We start from the raw sequence: 15,391 nt of genomic DNA on the forward strand, positions 1-15,391 counted from the left end.
CAAGCCAAGCTTGATGTAAAGCTCAACTGCACGAATCCTGTCTGCGTATGAGTACATGAACTACCTCCTGGTAGTCCAAGTTTTTGTCCGCATCCCCGGCGGGTCAGTTATGCGTGGAAATTAACAGCACGCTCTTCGTTCAAATACGCGGAGCCTTGAAGAAAGAGCTTTTTTGGAGCATTTGCGGCACACTAGGGGAATGCGACGATCCATGGCCGGATCGTCGATGCAGTGCCCATTAGCGAGCGCCCAGCCGTGCAGTGCCGGGCCTTTGGGAGGGCGATCTGTTGTTTGGCGATGCCTACAGCCAGGTGGCAACGCTTACCATCGACGTAGAAGATGCGGGTCCACCAACGAAAAATGCCAGTGAGCTCTTGGCTGACTGGCATTGGGTGTGGGCCGGTTCTGGTTTTATTCTGGTTTTAGGTTAGCCAGTTTGGCCGCTGCGATGACCCGGCTATTTTCAGATGCGAGCTTTGCCGCCAACTCGGCAGGACCTCCAGCAATGGAGTCGACTCCTGCTTTTTCCAGCTTGCTCTTGACCTCGGGATCGTTGACGGCTTTCTTGACCGAATCGCTGATCCTGTTCCTATAGGCCTCGGGCGTTCCTTTCTTGGCCAGCATGATCACGGTAAAGCCAAAGTCAAAGTTCTTGGCGTACTCGGAAATGGCAGGAATGTCCGGACTGGTCTTGCTGCGAGCCAAGGTGTTGGTCGCCAGTATCCTGGCCTTGCCGCTATGGACGAAGCCCATCAGGGTTGGGGGAGAGGCGAATGTGATGTCAACTTGGTTGCCGATCAGTGCAGGAATAGAGGCGGAGCTACCCCTAAACGGGACATGCTTGACATTGATGCCCAGCGAATGGGCCATGGCCTCTGCCGTCAGGTGGTGGATGGAACCGATTCCGGAAGACCCGTAATTCAACTCGCCGGGATGCTCTTTCGCATATTGAATGAAATCCTTCATGTTCTTGAAGGGTGCGGAAGAGTTTGTGACCAGAAGCAGAGGGGCCACACCGACGAGGGAAACGGGATCCAGATCCTTCTGGGCGTCATACTTGAGGTTCTTGATGATGATCGGAGAAACCGCCAGCAGAGGGCCGTCCGTAACCAAGAAGGTATGACCATCGGCAGGGTATTGCTTGATGGCCGTGATGGCAACGCCGCCGCCGCCGCCGGGCTTGTTTTCGACAATGACCGGCTGCTTGAGGTCTGCCTGCATTTTTTCGGCCAGAATCCGGGCCACGGTATCCGGCAGCCCTCCGGGAGCGTAGGGTACGACCAGCTTTACGGGCTTGTTCGGGAAATCGCTATCAGCATATGCAAAGATTGACAACGCCTGGAGGGCAATTGCCGCCGATATTTTCAAGAAAATTCCTCTTGTCATGACATGTCTCCTGTTTTTTGTGATTTCTCGCGGCACCGACGCCATCCGCTCATGTACCGGCATTAAGATGTCCGTACAAAGCATGTGGCTGGGGCGAAAGCTCCGTGGTGGTGGGGCGTCCTGTTTAAAAAATGACATGCACATTTGCAGCCCAGCGCAACGATGCAGGCATGCGTGCGACGCAGCTTGATGCGAGGTCAGGCTTGGTCACCTCTTTTAGATAGTGGAGGCAGCTTCGGTTGCGGCGCGCAGAGTCTTGTCCTCTGCGTCGCAACTGTTTCTCTTCATAGGCATGCCTTATTTATATTTTATTAGACGTCTAAAATTATTGTTAGAGGGCTAGCATGATTTTGATCGGGAGTATCCCTAACCTCTGGGGGCGGTGCGTTGCAGAAATGTGCATGGATCCCGCGTTTGGGTGGGGGTGTCTGGGTCTTGGCTGGGGGAGGGATGTCTCGGATGTCCCCTGGAGCACTGTCAAAGCTTACGTCGCAGCACGATGGGCTTGCCGCCCATATTCAGCTTGGTCATCCAGGCGGCCAGTGCGGAGTCCAGATAGTCTGCATGACCTGGGAACCACTGGAAGAGGGCCATGCCGATATCCTGGACTACGTCGGCGCCGGCTTGTCCTTGTGCAACAGCTTCCTTGACCTCGCGGACCGACTTCAGCACTGCCGCATGCTCGTCGAGATGGCAGTCCCGAGGAGGGAAGTTCGTGGTGCGCATCCATTCATCTTCCTGCTCGAAATGGCTGATGGCATGCTGCTCGAACTCTTCGATGGCCTGGGCTGCACTCTTCTCTGTGCAGGTCACCAGTTTCAACGCAGTCGCGTAGAACTCCTCATGCACATTATCCATGGGCGTAAATCCCAGCAAGCGAGCATCGGTCCAGGCGAGACTGTTGTCGTCGACCGGTGTGGGCGCACTGGCATCCCGAGCCCTGGGGGCTGAGGTAGAAGTCTGCTCATTCATGTTCAATGTCCCTTGTTATGTTGGTATGCCAATGCTTGGCCGTGCCAACCGGAGTGTCTGTTTCGGCAACGGTGCGGGTAGGACCGTCATCAGCGATGCCGGCTCAGAGGTCCAGCACCAACTCCGCAGATTTTGCACGGGATACGCAGACCATAATCTGTGCATCCTTCTCATCGTCTCGCAGCACGAGATCCCGGTGGTCCGCTTCGCCCGAGCACAATCCTACCCGGCAGGAGCCGCAGGTACCGCTTTCGCAGGAGCTTGCTACACGCACGTTCGAGGCACGCAGAACGTCCAGAATCGAGCGGTCGGTCGGAACTTGCAATGAGATGCCGGTGCGCTTAAGGTGCACCATGAAAGGCGTGTTTTCCTTTGTGTTGGCATTGCCGGCGCCGAAGCTTTCAAAGTGAACGGTGCCGGACGGCCAGTGGCCTGTCATGTCCTGGACGGTATCCATCAGCGACTGCGGTCCGCAGCAATAGACGTGTGCGGCTTTGGGACGCTCGAACAGGGCCCAGAAGTCGAAGGCTTTCGCCGGGTCGCCGAAGCTGTGGTGGATCTTCACTAACGAGCGCCATTCGTTGCTGCTGAGCTCGTCGAGGAAGGCCGTGCCCTCTGGATCCCGGGCCAGATAATACAATTTGAAGTCCCGCAGGCCTTCAGCCTTTAGTTGGCGTGCCATGGACAGCATGGGCGTGATGCCGATGCCGCCAGCCACGAGAATGAATGACTTGGCGCGTTCATCAAGCGGAAATTCGTTGCGCGGCAGAGAGGCTTCGATCGAATCCCCTGCGGATGTGTCGTCGACCAGGCTCATCGAGCCGCCACGGCCATTGCTGTCGCGCTTCACGGCGATGACATAGCGATTGCACTCTTGCGAGTCGTTGCAGAGCGAATAGCTGCGGCGCATGCCGTTGGGGGCCACCAGCGTCAGATTCGAGCCAGCCTCGAATGGTGGCAGCGGCGCGCCCTCTGGGTGAGTAAGTTCAAAGCGCCAGATGTCGCGTGCAATCTTTTCCTTCTCCGCGATCTTCAGACGCAGAAAACCGCTTTCCTGGGTGGTCATGCCTGTCTTCCTTTACTTGCTCGACAATATTTGCAATTGTATTGCTAGAGATCTAGTAATGCAAGTGAAGTAGTTGACTTGCGCACGGTTTTGCGCGAGGGGTAAACCCCTGCTTGTCGGCGCTCACTAAGCCTTGTAACATAATGAATAGACATCTAATTAATAGGTATCTAGTAATTTAAGGCTTGGTTGCGTCGGCTGGTAAAGCGAACTCAGACGTGTTCGCTGCTCCGCCAGGTCAAGTCGGCAGCAGACAAAACGCCTCCAAGAGACTCCGAAATGACAGATTCCACGTTGAACTACGTGGGTGCGCTTCCGCATCAAGCTTCCGGTCCGGCAACCGTCGAGACAACCTATCGCAAGATCACTCTCAGGCTGATGAGCTTCCTGTTCTTCTGCTGGGTGCTCAACTATCTTGAGCGCGTCAACATCAGCTTTGCGCAGTTGCACCTGAAGCACGATCTTGGTCTGAGCGATGGCGCTTACGGTCTGGGCATGAGTCTGTTCTTCATTGGCTACATCCTGCTGGAGGTGCCACGCCAGCAGGCACCACAAACCGGCGCATGACAATGCGCTCTGAATCGCTTTTGATCGTCACAAAGGAATCAACATGAGCAAGCTTCAACTGTCCATCGCGGTGGGCAATTACGACCGGATGCGTCCGCTGATCGACGGCGACGTCCAGATCGACGGTGTGGACCCTGTGTTCATGCTGCAGGATCCGGAAGAGATCTTCTTCCGTGCGTTCCGCACCGCAGACTACGACATCTGCGAGCTGTCGCTCAGCAGCTATTCGGTGAAGACCGCAGCTGGCACCTCGCCGTACATTGCCGTGCCGGTGTTCCCTTCGCGGGCATTCCGCCACAGCTCGGTCTACGTGCGTGCCGATCGCGGCATCAACAGCCCGGCCGACCTCAAGGGCAAGCGCATCGGCGTGCCCGAATACCAACTGACCGCCAATGTGTGGGTGCGCATGTTCCTGGAAGAGGAATACGGCGTGAAGGCCTCCGACATCCAATGGGTGCGTGGCGGCTACGAAGATCCGACCCGCATTGAGAAGATCTCGCTGAAGCTGCCTGAAGGTGTGTCGCTGGTGAACGCGCCGGAAGGCCGCACCATCTCGAACCTGCTGGCCGATGGCGAAATTGATGGCGTGATCGGGCCGCGTGCCCCATCGTGCTTCGACCATGGTCACCCGCAGGTCAAGTACCTGTTCGAGGATCCGCAGAAGGCTGCGGCCGAATGGTATGAGCGTCGCAAGCTGTTCCCGATCATGCACACGCTCGGCGTGCGCAAGACCCTGGCAGAGCAGCATCCCTGGCTGCCCGGCGCACTGGTCAAGGCCTTCGAGCATTCCAAGGCGGTAGCACTGACGCGCCTGAGCGACACATCGGCCACCAAGGTCACGCTGCCGTTCATCGAGGACCAGTTGCGCAATGCGCGCCGCCTAATGGGCCAGGATTTCTGGTCGTATGGTTTTGCCGAGAATGCCCATGTGGTTGACCGTTTCCTCGCGCAGCACCATGCAGAAGGCCTATCGAGCCGCCGCCTCCAGCCTGCCGAGCTGTTCCACCCGGCCAGCCTGGAGAGCTTCAAGATCTGATCTCATCAGCTGCTGCGGATATTGCCGCGCACCTGGTTGACCAGGTGCGCGGCGTTTTGTATGTACAGTCTGCTTTTCCGTTCGCCGCGGTATCACGTCTACAATGCACTCGCCCTGTGATGGCGCAAGGTATCCGTACCGATACCTTGATGCCCGGCTTGTTCGTATCGGTGTGGTTGGCATACCTTTTGAATTGACAAAGCATGAGTTCAGAACCGAGGAAGCGGTTCGTGCACTTGTGAAGGCACTATGATTTCAAGCATTCTGACGATGGCCGCGAAGGAGAAAGCATGACAGCCAGACCCTCTCCCAGCAAGGCACCGGATTCCAAAGAGAACCCTATCTTGCGGCATTGGCGCGAGGCCGTACCGGATGATCGTCTCGCTCACCTGGTGAAGGATGCAGGCCGGGCGATGGTTCGGGGGCTGCAGATGCGCCTGGCTCAGTATGAAGTTTCTTTCGGTCACTGGGCGTTTCTGCGCATTCTGTGGGTCACCGATGGACTGACGCAGAAGGAACTCAGCGACGAGGCTGGTACCACCACGCCGACCACTTTCAGTGCGGTGTCGGCGATGGAGAAGCTGGGATACGTCGAACGCCGCTATGCGCCCGGCAACCGCAAGAATACTCATGTGTATCTCACGCCTCGCGGTCGCAGCCTGGAAAGCAAGCTGGTTCCATTGGCCGAAGAAGTGAATGAGATCAGCGTCAAGGGCCTGAAAGGCTCGGAGATCGACATCGCGCGCAAGGTGCTGCTCACGATCATCGAGAACATGGCATGCGACGAAGCCGAGAAGGCACATGACTCGCTGCTGCGGATTCCTTCTACTCGGGAAATGGGGCACCTGATTGCCGCTCGCGGCGAGGAGTGCGAAAACTGTTGAACAGGCTCCAGGAAAGAAAAAACCTCGCACTGCGAGGTTTTTTCTTTCCTGGAGCCTGTCGTCAGAGCAGTACGTCCGTACCCATTTCGCTCGACTTCAGAATCGCGATGCAGATTTCCAGCGTGCCTTTTGCCCACTCCCCATCATGCAGGGGGGCCTGGCCCAGGATTACGGCATCGCACAGTTCGTCGATCACTTCGGCGCGCGGCACGGTCGGGCGCGAGAGAGCAAGCGTTTCGCGCTGCTGGTCGCCGTACACGACGACGGAATCGGGCAGGGGGCGCAAGTCGGCGCGTTCGCAGGACACGATCACCGGGCCGAAGTGCTGATGACTGCGTGTCGGTTCTTCTGCTGCCAGCGAGGGGGGCTTGTAGTCGGCACCACCGTACGTACCGGCAGCCTTGAGCTTGGCTTCGTCCTCTGCCGAGGCAATGGTGGCCAGGCGCTTGCGCGCACTGCCGTAGGCATCCGGATTCAGGTGATCGCCCATTTCGCCGATCCAGCCGGTCCACTCGTCACTGTTGAAGTGACCGTAGCCGTTGTACGAGAGTGAGGCATATGCGCCGTTCTCGAACCAGATCAGGGCGGAATAGGCGCCTTCGGTCGGGCGCAGTGGATCCCAGCGGCCAACGCTTGCGCGCAAGCGCGTGGCACGTGAGCCTGCGAGCATTCGCACGATATCGACCTGGTGTGCAGCCTGGCTGAAGACGGCACCACCGCCTTCGGCCGTCATCAGTTCTTCGGGTCGGCGCGGACGGTACAGGTAATCGGTGTAGTTGAAAGCCTGGATCATCCTCACCGCACCGAAATCGCCCGAGCGGATCAGTTCGCGCGTGCGCCGGTACGGTGTATCGAAACTGTGGCAGTGCCCGACGATCAGATGCACGTTCGCGGCGCGGCAGGCCGCGATCATGCGATCACAGTCGGCCGCGTTGAGCGCCATCGGTTTCTCGACCAGCACATGCTTGCCCCTGGCTGCAGCAATCTCGGTGTGCTGGGCGTGGAATTGGTGCGGGCTGGCCACGTAGATGGCCTCCACATCCGGGTCTTCGGCCAGGTCCTGCACGTCTGTGTAAGTCCTTGCGTTGAAGTCGGCAGCGAACTGCTGCCGGGCCTCTTCGCGAGGGTCGCACGCGGCAACGAGCTGAACCCTGGGGTCCTGCAGGAAGGTGGGCAGCATCAGCGAGAATGCCCGCCCCAGTCCTGCAACCCCGATGCGCAAACGGCGCTGTTCCATGGCCACTTCCATCCGTTGATTACTGCTTGACCTGGTAGTCGGTCGCGGCCACGGCGGATTGTTCGTCCGACACGGCATGCTTGGCGCTCACGTAGCGGACCTGGTATTCACGCCAATCGGTTTCCTTCGGCACCACGGCCTGGTACGAGCAGACCGTGCCAGGGATTGCCTTGGCACCGGTACCGATGGCCTTGCCGTCCTGCTTGTATTCGGCGATGGCATCGAGCATGCGACGACGGAACTCGACAATGGCGAGGTCACTGGCGCCCAGACGTTCGTCTGAACGGTCGGCGATGGGGCCCATCGTGACCCACATGGCGATGTCCTGGTTCGGGAAGCCCGTGATGCCGGTGAAGTTGCCGGCCTTCATGGCCTGGCGGTCTTGCCAGAAGCGGTTCTCGTGGTTGCGCAGCGGACGGAAGCGCTCGTCCAGATCCGGGCCGATCTGCGTGTGCAGGAACTTGCGCCAGGTTTCGGTTTCTGGTGTGGCGGCTGCATCACCCCAGGCGATAAAGTAGAACACCGTATTGGTGTCGTCCATCGGCACGTTGACGTTGGCGACGTTGTACAGGTTGTTCGGCGGAATCAGCACGGTGCCGGGTGCGACGAACACGGTCGAGCGAACATAGTCGTGCGTGGTGGCATTGAAGATCGGGCGGCGCAGGGCGGCGTAGCGGAAACCATATTCGGTGCGCTGGACCTGCAGGCGGGGAGCCTTGTCGGTGGAGGGGCGCAGCCAGTTCTTGTCCGTGGCTTCGGCGCCGGTCACGCGTGCCGGCACGAAATCCGACGAGTGCAGGCTGGAGCTGTGTGCGGAATCGATGGCGCCTTCGAGGATCTGTGCCCAGTTGCAGGGCAGCAGCACCTTGCCGATGCTCACACGGGTATCAGCCGTCGGTGCCCAGGCGGGAGCGACGAATTCGGGGACGGCGTCCTGAGCACCCATGTAGGCCCAGACCATGCCGCCCCATTCCTTGGTCGGATAGGCTGTGTGCTTGACTTTTTCGGCCATGCCGCTGGAGGCGGGCTCGGAGACCATTTCGAGTACGTTGCCTTGCACGTCGAACTTCCAGCCGTGGTACAGGCAGCGCAGGCCGCCGTCTTCGTTGCGGCCGTAGACCAGCGAGGCGCGGCGGTGCGGGCAGTACTCGCCGACCACGCCGACGCGGCCTTCGCTGTCGCGGAACACGACAAGGTCTTCGCCGAGGATGCGCGCCTTGACCGGTGCGCCGTCCGGTTCGCTGACCTCTTCAATCAGGCAGATCGGGGTCCAGTGTTGGCGCATCAGCTTGCCCATGGGGGCTTCGCCTTCTACGCGGCACAGCAATTCGTTTTCTTCATGAGTCAGCATCGTTGTCTCCTGGCGATTACTCGCCTTCAGCAGTGAAGTTTATTAAATTATATTAGAGATCTACTTATATTGGCAAGTTTGTTTGCCAAGACTATGTGGCGTCGATAGGTGGCGGCCTGCGGACAATCGCAAACCTTTGATCGAGAGACATGAAACAAAGCCCTCCCGGAATTTTCCGGGAGGGCTTTGGATGCTGTGTCAGAGGTAGGCAATCCAGCTTGATGTTGCTCGACTTGATCCACTTAGCGCGCTCGGCGCGGGCATAGTCGGCTACGGCTTCTGGTGTGCTGAGGAGATCTCTAGCCTCAGCCTTCTTGGCTTCGGGCGTTGCCAAAGCGCTGGCCAGGGTTTCGAGATTTGGGCGTGGCTGCGAGTACGACCACGCCCGGCCGGCATAGGCTTCGAGCCCTTTGAGGTCTTGATCGTCCGGCGTGGCCACATCCTTGAGCATGCTCAGGAGCTTCGGGCTGGCGACGCCGGTCGCCTGGATCTTGCCGCCCTACACATGCTGCAGACTCATGCCGTATCTACGAACATGAAGGGGATCTGTCGAGCTGCGCGTCCTGAACGGCCGGTGCTGCACTGCGGTAGGGCGCGTGCACGAAGTTCAACCCGCAGCGCATGCGCTGCAGCTCGGTCGCCAAGTGGTGGGGCTGCCTGCGCTGGCCTGCAGTGGAATAGCATCCTTGCCCCAGGCTTGAAATTCGTCGTAGCTCTTGATGGGCTGCTGGCTGTTGACCACCAGCAGTACGCGAAAGCGCACCAGCAGGACCTACTGGGGCAAAGTCTTTTTCGGCGATGTAAGTTAGCTTGGAGTCGATGTGAGGATTGGCGGCCAGCGTGCTGGTTCGCCATGTCGGCATGTCGGCATGGTGTAGCCTTCCGGTTTGGTGCGAGCCACGGCGCTGCTCCGATGTTGCTGGCTGCACCAGGCTTGTTGGTGACGATGATGGCTTGGCCCAGGGCTTTGCCTGTTGGCAACGCCATAAAAAAGTGCCGAATTTCTCCGGCACCAAACCTTGGGAATAGCTACTCCACCGATACTTTTTGTTAGACGCAACAAAGCATTGAAAGGACGCTAAGTTACGCCATGAGCAGCCCTCAGAAGTTGTGCCGGACCCCCATGTAGATATTGTGCGAGCTTCCGTTCGCCGAGCCGACTAACGTTGCTGGAGCTTGAGCAGTTCCGGTGCCCAGTACGTACTGCGATCCGTTCTTGTTGGTAATCCGTGCGGCGCCAAAGTAGAGACGCGTTCGCTTAGACAGGTCATAGTCACCACCAAGGGCAATCCAATTGGCATCGCGATTGCCAGTCGTGGCCGTGTAGTCGGTGCGGTCGTTAACTCGGGTGAACTGGGCAATGGCGGTGAACGGCCCGAATGGCACGCGCACGCCGACGTTGATCAACCTAAACTCGCTCGTGGAAGTTCCTGGCAGTCGGGCGATGCCGCCGGTGCAGGTGCTGCAGGAGTTCTTCTCAACCGTCGTGCCGAGGAAAAACTTGGCGAAGCGGGCATCATAGGATCCTCCAAGCACCAATGCCGAGACCTTGCCCGAGGCAATGTTGTCCGCGCCCTCCTGTCGCTGGAAGCCAGCATTGAGGTCGAAGCCGCCAATCTGATAGCGCGCAGATACGCCGTAACCGCGACCGATCGTCGCGGACTTCTCACCAAAGGAATACTGCCCGCGCACCTCAAGGCCATCCCAGCGCGGGGATACATAACTGATGGCGTTGTCTTGGCGCGCCGCTACCCCCATCGGCAACACCTGACGCTGCGTGGTTGCATTAATATTTCGGGTGAGCGCCAGCAGCCCGCCCGCCCCCTCCCGGATGAAGGCATCCACATTACCCTGTACTGAATAGTAGGGCGTAGGAATGCGCCCCATCTGCACGGTACCGAGCCTTGTATCGCTGAGGCCAACCGATGCTTCGCGCCCGAACGCACGGCCGCCTTGGGCCAACGTACCTGCGTCGAGGTAGAAGCCTTGCTCTAGGCGAAAGACGGCGGAGAGCCCTCCTCCCAGGTTCTCTACACCTCGGAAACCTAGGTTACTACCAGCGCTGCCGCCCGAATACACGCGACTGATGCTGGAGCCGCCCGAGTGGGGTGAGTCGACGCCGGAGTCTAGGCGTCCATAAATGGTGACGCTTCCTTGTGCGTTAGCTGCTCCGCAAACGTTGAGCAACACTGCGCATATCACAGCATGCTTGGCTAGTTGGATCGTTGGTGGGGGCTAGTGGATCACTTCTGGGTGGAAATCAACATATACCCGCCTCAAGCCCGCCGTGTTGATATCGCATGGATAGCTACTTCTAGTGGCTACCAGTCGGGCTCGTCGCAAAAACATCCGCGTGGAAGTCCTGTGCTAACAGGCCCATATCGGAAGCTGCTGTGCGCACTGATTGAACCAGGGAGGGTGAGCCACAGCAGTGCACCACATGATCGTGCAGGTTGCCAAAGTGTGTGCGTAGTGCGTCATCCACCCGACCTGCGTGAGCATCCGCAGGCATATCGCCTAGGTCGGTGATAGCTGCAATGTAGCGAAACTGTGGCCAGACTTTGCGCCACTTGTCGATGGCGCTAGGAAGATACAGGCCCGAGGGGTTGCGAGCCCCCCAAATCAGCGTGATGTCGCGCTGTATCTTCCGTTTGGCTAAGTCATCAAGAATAGATTTAATGGGCGCAAATCCCGTGCCACCTGCAACGCAAACCAGGGGCCTGGTGTCGTCAGGCTTCAGTGCGATGCTGCCGAATGGCAGTTCGATATCCAATGTGTCACCAGACTTCAACTGCTGAACGATAGTGCTGAAGCGTCCACCCGGTACATGCCTGACATGCAATGTGATGCCATCGCTCTCATGGGGTGGATTGGCCATAGAGTAGCTGCGGCTTTCCCCGTCGTCGAGGTGAATCAGCAGGTATTGGCCGGCTTCAAATTTGGCGCGCTTGCCCACAGGCAGGCGCAGGCGCAGCAGCGAGACATCGGGTGCCGCCAGTGTATTGCTGTACACCTTGGCCGTAAAACGTTTTCGGGCTTCCGGGTCAAGGTGGCGAAAGGAGCTCGGCTGGATACGTATATCGCTGGCGGCGGTGCAGCCGCACAGCAATACCTGCTCCGAGGTGCAGAATTCGTTGCGCACGGCCATGCCATTGAAGGACGCAATATTTCCGTCGAGCAAGGCGCTCGCACAGTTGCCACAGCTACCTTTGCGACAGGAATAAGGTAGCTCGATGCCTGCCTGCAGGGCTGCATCCAGTACGGATTGCCCGGGCGCGCAGGGGAATGCGATGTCAGAGTCGTGGATATGGATCTGGTGGTTCATGGAGGGTCCTCAGCCCGGTTGGGCTCCGAGCAGGGCGATCGTGCGTAGGAGGGCCGTGGAGTCAGCCACGCCACGGCCTGCAATGTCCATGGCGCTGCCATGGCCCACACTGGAAAGCACCACCCTGCCACCGATGGATAGTGCGCTGGCTCCGTTAGGTGCCAGAAGCTTGATGGGGATATGGCCCTGATCGTGCAGCATGGCTACATACAGGTCGTGCTTGCGCTGTGCCAGAACCATGTCAGCTCCCATGGGGCCGTCTACTGCTAGGCCGCGCTTGCGCAGTGTCTCGACAGCGGGAACGGTGATCTGAGAGTCCTCTAGGCCGAACAACTGCCCTTCAGATGCATGAGGGTTGATCCCGAATACAGCGACTTTTGGTTTAGGCACTCCGAGTAAGGTGCATGTCTGCACGGCAGCCTGCGCCGCGTTGACCACCAACTGAGGAGAGAGCCGCTCCAGTGCGCTGCGCACGCTTTCATGCAAAGTGACATGCACTATGCGCAGGCCGGCACCCACCAGCATCAGGAATACCTCGTCTTCGTTCATGCCAAGAACATTGGCGAGCAAAGATGGGTAGCCGCTGAACGCTATGCCTGCGCGGTGAATGGCCGTTTCATGGTGGGGGCAGGCGATGACGGCGTCGACTTCGCCGTTTTCGCACGCCCGGATGGCTGCCGTTGCAGATTGCACCGTGGATAGGCCTGCCTGCGGGGTGATCTCTCCCCATTGCACTGGTTGTGCCAGCGAGCCGGCTTCCTCATGAATGAGGTCTTGAAGAAGGGACTCCATTTGGCAGATCTGCGCTGCTTGTTCAAGAGCGCTCCACGGTCCATAGACCTTGATCAGGGATCTTTCGGTGGCAGACAACTGCTGAAGAGCTTTCAGTGCGATTTCTGGGCCAATACCGTGGGGGTCGCCGATGGCCAAAGCCAATCTACGGTGCACTATTGTCATAGCGGCAATGCCATCAGCGTGTCCGTCACCGTGCTGTCGCAAACGGCGATGCGTTCTTGCAGACGTAACTTGCCATCGATCGTGGTGAATTTGTCGAGGTACTCACCGCTGGCAAAGACCTCTGTTTCCCCGGTATGCATGATGCGCAGCACCATGAACGGCGTGGAAGCACTGGCCTGTGTTGCATCGCCTGACTGGATCGAAGGCAGTCCCAGAATATGGCGATAGCGATGGCGCTCGTAGATATTGGCTTCGCGCAGCGCAGAAATTCGGTCGGTGAGCATGTCCTGTGAATCCGCCCAGACAATGCCGGCCGCCAGGCCCTCGGCATGATTGTCGACATTGGTGACGCGATAGTGGCAATCCTTCGTGAAGAAGGTTGGCCATTGCTCCATGGCGTCACTGTCTATGGTCTTCGCGTAAGCGGCATTGAAGGCCGCGATTTGAATTTCATTGATCATGCTTGCATCTCCTGTCCCATATGCTTGCGATAGGCCTTCCAAAAGCCGCGTACCGAGGTTTCTGTGGCGCGGCCCTCGCTAGAGCCTTCGTGGTCTCCGCCCATCTCGATGACCGCATCAAGGTTGGCAGCGCCTGCGATGCCACGCTGCACGAATCCACCGACAGCTCCGTCTTCCATGGAAATAAATCCTGCAGGGCCGATGAGGTTGGCCTGTTTGAGTCTGACCTTGCGCTGCTCTGCACTGTCATCTGCATAGCCAAGATAGGTCCAGTTGAGTTCCGAACTGGAGATGCTCTTGGGCAACAACTGACGCACGGCGATGCTGTTCTGAATCTGCTGCAGCACAAAGCCAGGGAACACAGAAAGGATCTGCAGGGTCACGCCGTCCTCGAACTCCTCGAAGCCCTCTAGAAGGCTGGGATCTTTGAGCCGGTAACGCTCGTTGTCGGAGCGGATGGCCTGGTCCTTGTACGAGTCGTCCTTGGCGCTGCGATCAATCATGGAATAGCTCACATGGTGGCCACCCGACTCGTCGACGATGACACCACCTTTTTGTGAGAGGCGATTCAGCTCGAAGGTGGTGAAGAACATATGCAGGAGGCTGGCGTGATAGCTGTCCTTCACGTTCTCGAAGTAGAGCTTCCAGTTGTTAGGCAGCTTTTGCGTAAAACGACCGATGACTTCTACGGGCTTGTGCAGCACGCGCTCTATGCGCTCGCAAATCTCAGGGCCAAGGTAATCCTCAATGCTGGGTACATCCTCGGAAAAGCTGCCAAAGACCAAACCGCAAAAGACAGCTACACGGAGCTTGCGCGGGCCATGCTCTTCTTTGCAGAACGAGGCCGGCATGCCACCCTGGCCCTTGACACCTTTCTCGAAGGCAACGCCGGTCAGATCTCCCTGTCGGTTGTAGCTCCAGGCGTGATAGACGCACTGGAAACTATCCGTACGGCCCGATTTCTCCAGAGCGATGAGAGCGCCGCGATGCGCGCAGCGGTTCTCGAAGGCGTAGATTTCCTGGTCGGCATCCCGCACGACAACTATTGGTGTTTCACCGACAAAGGTGGTGCGGAAATCACCCGCCTCAGGGATTTCAGATTCCAGGCACAGGTAGTTCCAGACCTCGCCGCGATAGATACGTTGCTGTTCCTGATCCGCATTGGCTGTGTCGGTATAGATACCAAAAGGCACGCGCGTATTAGTGGCCCCACGCCACTGGATGATGGATTCTTGCATGTTGATTCCTAAGGGTTAGAGCTTGACGTTGGCGGCCTTCAGCACCTTCTTCCACTTCTCGGTTTCCTGACGGATGAACTGAGCAGTCTTGGTGGGATCCCAGCCGCAGGGCACGGCGCCCTGTTCCTGAAAGTGCTTGCGGATGTCGTTTGATGACAGAGCCTGGGCCATCTGCCTCTGAAGCTTCTGTGCGATTTCTGCACTCGTGCCTGGGGGGGCGACGACAGAAAAGAACGTCACGGCCTGCATGGCTGGCCATTGCTGCTCGGCGAAGGTGGGGACCTGGGGCAATATTTGGGAGCGCTGCTCGTCGGCAACGGCCAGAATGCGCACTTTACCGGCCTGGTGGTAGGTGGCCGACGAACTGATGTTGTCGAAAAACACGTCCACATTGCCGCCGATCAGGTCGATCAGTGCAGGGGCTGTTCCCTTGTAGGGAATGACGGTCAGCTCAGTGCCAGTCAGCTGCATAAACATGGCTGCAGTCAGGTGGGATGTGGAGCCGTCGCCTTGCGTCGCCACAGTCACTTTTTTGGGATTGGCTTTGGCGTATGCAATGAACTCGCCAAGTGACTTAAAAGGCAGCTTCGGGTTGATGACCAGGACGTTGGGCACTGTGGCCAAAATCGTCACCGGTACCCAGCGAGTCGGGTCAAAGCTGAGCTTCTGATAGAGGTTGTGGTTGATGGCGATGGGCCCCGGAGGGGAGGCCAGCACAGTCATTCCGTCCGGCGGTGCCCGGAACACTAGATCGGCACCGATGTTTCCGCCAGCCCCGGGCTTGTTTTCAATGATCACGCCACCTGCGTAGTCCGCGCGGATTTTTTCGACTACTAGGCGCGGCAGTACATCAGCGGTACCACCGGCCGAGAAGGGCACGACGATCTTGAGAGGTTGATTTGACTGAGCCA

General features: G+C 58.4%; 14 protein-coding genes and 2 pseudogenes. 4 read left to right on the forward strand and 12 right to left on the reverse strand.

The features are described 5' to 3' along the window. Nucleotides 1–119 precede the first annotated feature (119 nt). Nucleotides 120–323 (forward strand): annotated as a pseudogene (locus FSY45_RS26895) (IS30 family transposase); the annotation flags it as partial. Between the two features lie 88 nt (nt 324–411). Here FSY45_RS26895 and FSY45_RS26900 read toward each other — a convergent pair. The 3 genes from FSY45_RS26900 to FSY45_RS26910 all read right to left on the reverse strand — a co-directional run bounded on the left by FSY45_RS26900 (nt 412) and on the right by FSY45_RS26910 (nt 3,424). After that, nucleotides 412–1,386: a tripartite tricarboxylate transporter substrate binding protein gene (locus tag FSY45_RS26900; protein ID WP_046462878.1), complete on the reverse strand. Its 975-nt coding sequence runs from the start codon at nt 1,384–1,386 to the stop codon at nt 412–414. A 477-nt stretch (nt 1,387–1,863) separates the two neighbouring features. After that, a complete protein-coding gene (locus FSY45_RS26905; protein WP_046462879.1) occupies nt 1,864–2,358 on the reverse strand; it encodes a bacteriohemerythrin in 495 nt (164 codons plus the stop codon). A gap of 103 nt (nt 2,359–2,461) precedes the next feature. Then, on the reverse strand, nt 2,462–3,424 hold the full coding sequence (locus FSY45_RS26910; RefSeq protein WP_046462880.1) for a PDR/VanB family oxidoreductase: 963 nt from the start codon (nt 3,422–3,424) through the stop codon (nt 2,462–2,464). A gap of 279 nt (nt 3,425–3,703) precedes the next feature. Here FSY45_RS26910 and FSY45_RS26915 point away from each other — a divergent pair. The 3 genes and pseudogenes from FSY45_RS26915 to FSY45_RS26925 form a co-directional block, all read left to right on the forward strand. Beyond that, a pseudogene (locus FSY45_RS26915) lies at nt 3,704–3,961 on the forward strand (MFS transporter); the annotation flags it as partial. 73 nt (nt 3,962–4,034) lie between these two features. Next, nucleotides 4,035–5,027, forward strand: a complete 993-nt coding sequence (locus tag FSY45_RS26920; RefSeq protein WP_046462882.1) for an ABC transporter substrate-binding protein — start codon at nt 4,035–4,037, stop codon at nt 5,025–5,027. Nucleotides 5,028–5,317: 290 nt separating this feature from the next. Beyond that, entirely contained in the window at nt 5,318–5,911 is a 594-nt protein-coding gene (locus FSY45_RS26925) for a MarR family winged helix-turn-helix transcriptional regulator (RefSeq protein WP_046462883.1), read from the forward strand. A 61-nt stretch (nt 5,912–5,972) separates the two neighbouring features. On the opposite strand, the gene FSY45_RS26930 is transcribed toward FSY45_RS26925, so the two are convergent. The 9 genes from FSY45_RS26930 to FSY45_RS26975 all read right to left on the reverse strand — a co-directional run. Next, nucleotides 5,973–7,148, reverse strand: coding sequence for a Gfo/Idh/MocA family protein (locus FSY45_RS26930; RefSeq protein ID WP_046462176.1), 1,176 nt, complete (start codon nt 7,146–7,148; stop codon nt 5,973–5,975). 19 nt (nt 7,149–7,167) lie between these two features. Next, nucleotides 7,168–8,499, reverse strand: coding sequence for a Rieske 2Fe-2S domain-containing protein (locus tag FSY45_RS26935; protein WP_046462173.1), 1,332 nt, complete (start codon nt 8,497–8,499; stop codon nt 7,168–7,170). A gap of 91 nt (nt 8,500–8,590) precedes the next feature. Next, nucleotides 8,591–8,950, reverse strand: coding sequence for a hypothetical protein (locus tag FSY45_RS26940; protein ID WP_046462172.1), 360 nt, complete (start codon nt 8,948–8,950; stop codon nt 8,591–8,593). A 650-nt stretch (nt 8,951–9,600) separates the two neighbouring features. Then, nucleotides 9,601–10,701, reverse strand: a complete 1,101-nt coding sequence (locus FSY45_RS26950) for a porin (protein ID WP_370512853.1) — start codon at nt 10,699–10,701, stop codon at nt 9,601–9,603. 112 nt (nt 10,702–10,813) lie between these two features. Continuing rightward, complete coding sequence (locus FSY45_RS26955; protein WP_046462170.1) at nt 10,814–11,824, reverse strand: FAD-binding oxidoreductase; 1,011 nt, start codon at nt 11,822–11,824, stop codon at nt 10,814–10,816. 9 nt (nt 11,825–11,833) lie between these two features. Beyond that, nucleotides 11,834–12,781, reverse strand: coding sequence for a PdxA family protein (locus tag FSY45_RS26960; protein ID WP_046462169.1), 948 nt, complete (start codon nt 12,779–12,781; stop codon nt 11,834–11,836). Next, nucleotides 12,778–13,242 (reverse strand): nuclear transport factor 2 family protein, encoded by a 465-nt coding sequence (locus FSY45_RS26965; protein WP_034369201.1) that lies wholly within the window; start codon nt 13,240–13,242, stop codon nt 12,778–12,780. The genes FSY45_RS26960 and FSY45_RS26965 overlap by 4 nt, the downstream gene beginning before the upstream one ends. After that, nucleotides 13,239–14,480: an aromatic ring-hydroxylating dioxygenase subunit alpha gene (locus FSY45_RS26970; protein WP_043009000.1), complete on the reverse strand. Its 1,242-nt coding sequence runs from the start codon at nt 14,478–14,480 to the stop codon at nt 13,239–13,241. Before FSY45_RS26970 ends, FSY45_RS26965 begins: the two co-directional genes overlap by 4 nt. Before the next feature lie 15 nt (nt 14,481–14,495). Beyond that, nucleotides 14,496–15,391, reverse strand: an 896-nt coding sequence (locus tag FSY45_RS26975; protein WP_148748557.1) for a tripartite tricarboxylate transporter substrate binding protein, incomplete at its 5' end; no start/stop codon positions are given.

Source organism: Comamonas sp. Z1, assembly GCF_008121555.1.
GTDB classification, from domain to species: domain Bacteria; phylum Pseudomonadota; class Gammaproteobacteria; order Burkholderiales; family Burkholderiaceae_C; genus Comamonas; species Comamonas thiooxydans.

Excerpts from the sequence above, each read along its gene's own strand:
- FSY45_RS26900 (WP_046462878.1), bottom strand. The coding sequence starts at position 1,386 with ATGACAAGAGGAATTTTCTTGAAAATATCGGCGGCAATTGCCCTCCAG.
- FSY45_RS26905 (WP_046462879.1), bottom strand. The coding sequence starts at position 2,358 with ATGAATGAGCAGACTTCTACCTCAGCCCCCAGGGCTCGGGATGCCAGT.
- FSY45_RS26910 (WP_046462880.1), bottom strand. The coding sequence starts at position 3,424 with ATGACCACCCAGGAAAGCGGTTTTCTGCGTCTGAAGATCGCGGAGAAG.
- FSY45_RS26920 (WP_046462882.1), top strand. The coding sequence starts at position 4,035 with ATGAGCAAGCTTCAACTGTCCATCGCGGTGGGCAATTACGACCGGATG.
- FSY45_RS26925 (WP_046462883.1), top strand. The coding sequence starts at position 5,318 with ATGACAGCCAGACCCTCTCCCAGCAAGGCACCGGATTCCAAAGAGAAC.
- FSY45_RS26930 (WP_046462176.1), bottom strand. The coding sequence starts at position 7,148 with ATGGAACAGCGCCGTTTGCGCATCGGGGTTGCAGGACTGGGGCGGGCA.
- FSY45_RS26935 (WP_046462173.1), bottom strand. The coding sequence starts at position 8,499 with ATGCTGACTCATGAAGAAAACGAATTGCTGTGCCGCGTAGAAGGCGAA.
- FSY45_RS26940 (WP_046462172.1), bottom strand. The coding sequence starts at position 8,950 with ATGCTCAAGGATGTGGCCACGCCGGACGATCAAGACCTCAAAGGGCTC.
- FSY45_RS26955 (WP_046462170.1), bottom strand. The coding sequence starts at position 11,824 with ATGAACCACCAGATCCATATCCACGACTCTGACATCGCATTCCCCTGC.
- FSY45_RS26960 (WP_046462169.1), bottom strand. The coding sequence starts at position 12,781 with ATGACAATAGTGCACCGTAGATTGGCTTTGGCCATCGGCGACCCCCAC.
- FSY45_RS26965 (WP_034369201.1), bottom strand. The coding sequence starts at position 13,242 with ATGATCAATGAAATTCAAATCGCGGCCTTCAATGCCGCTTACGCGAAG.
- FSY45_RS26970 (WP_043009000.1), bottom strand. The coding sequence starts at position 14,480 with ATGCAAGAATCCATCATCCAGTGGCGTGGGGCCACTAATACGCGCGTG.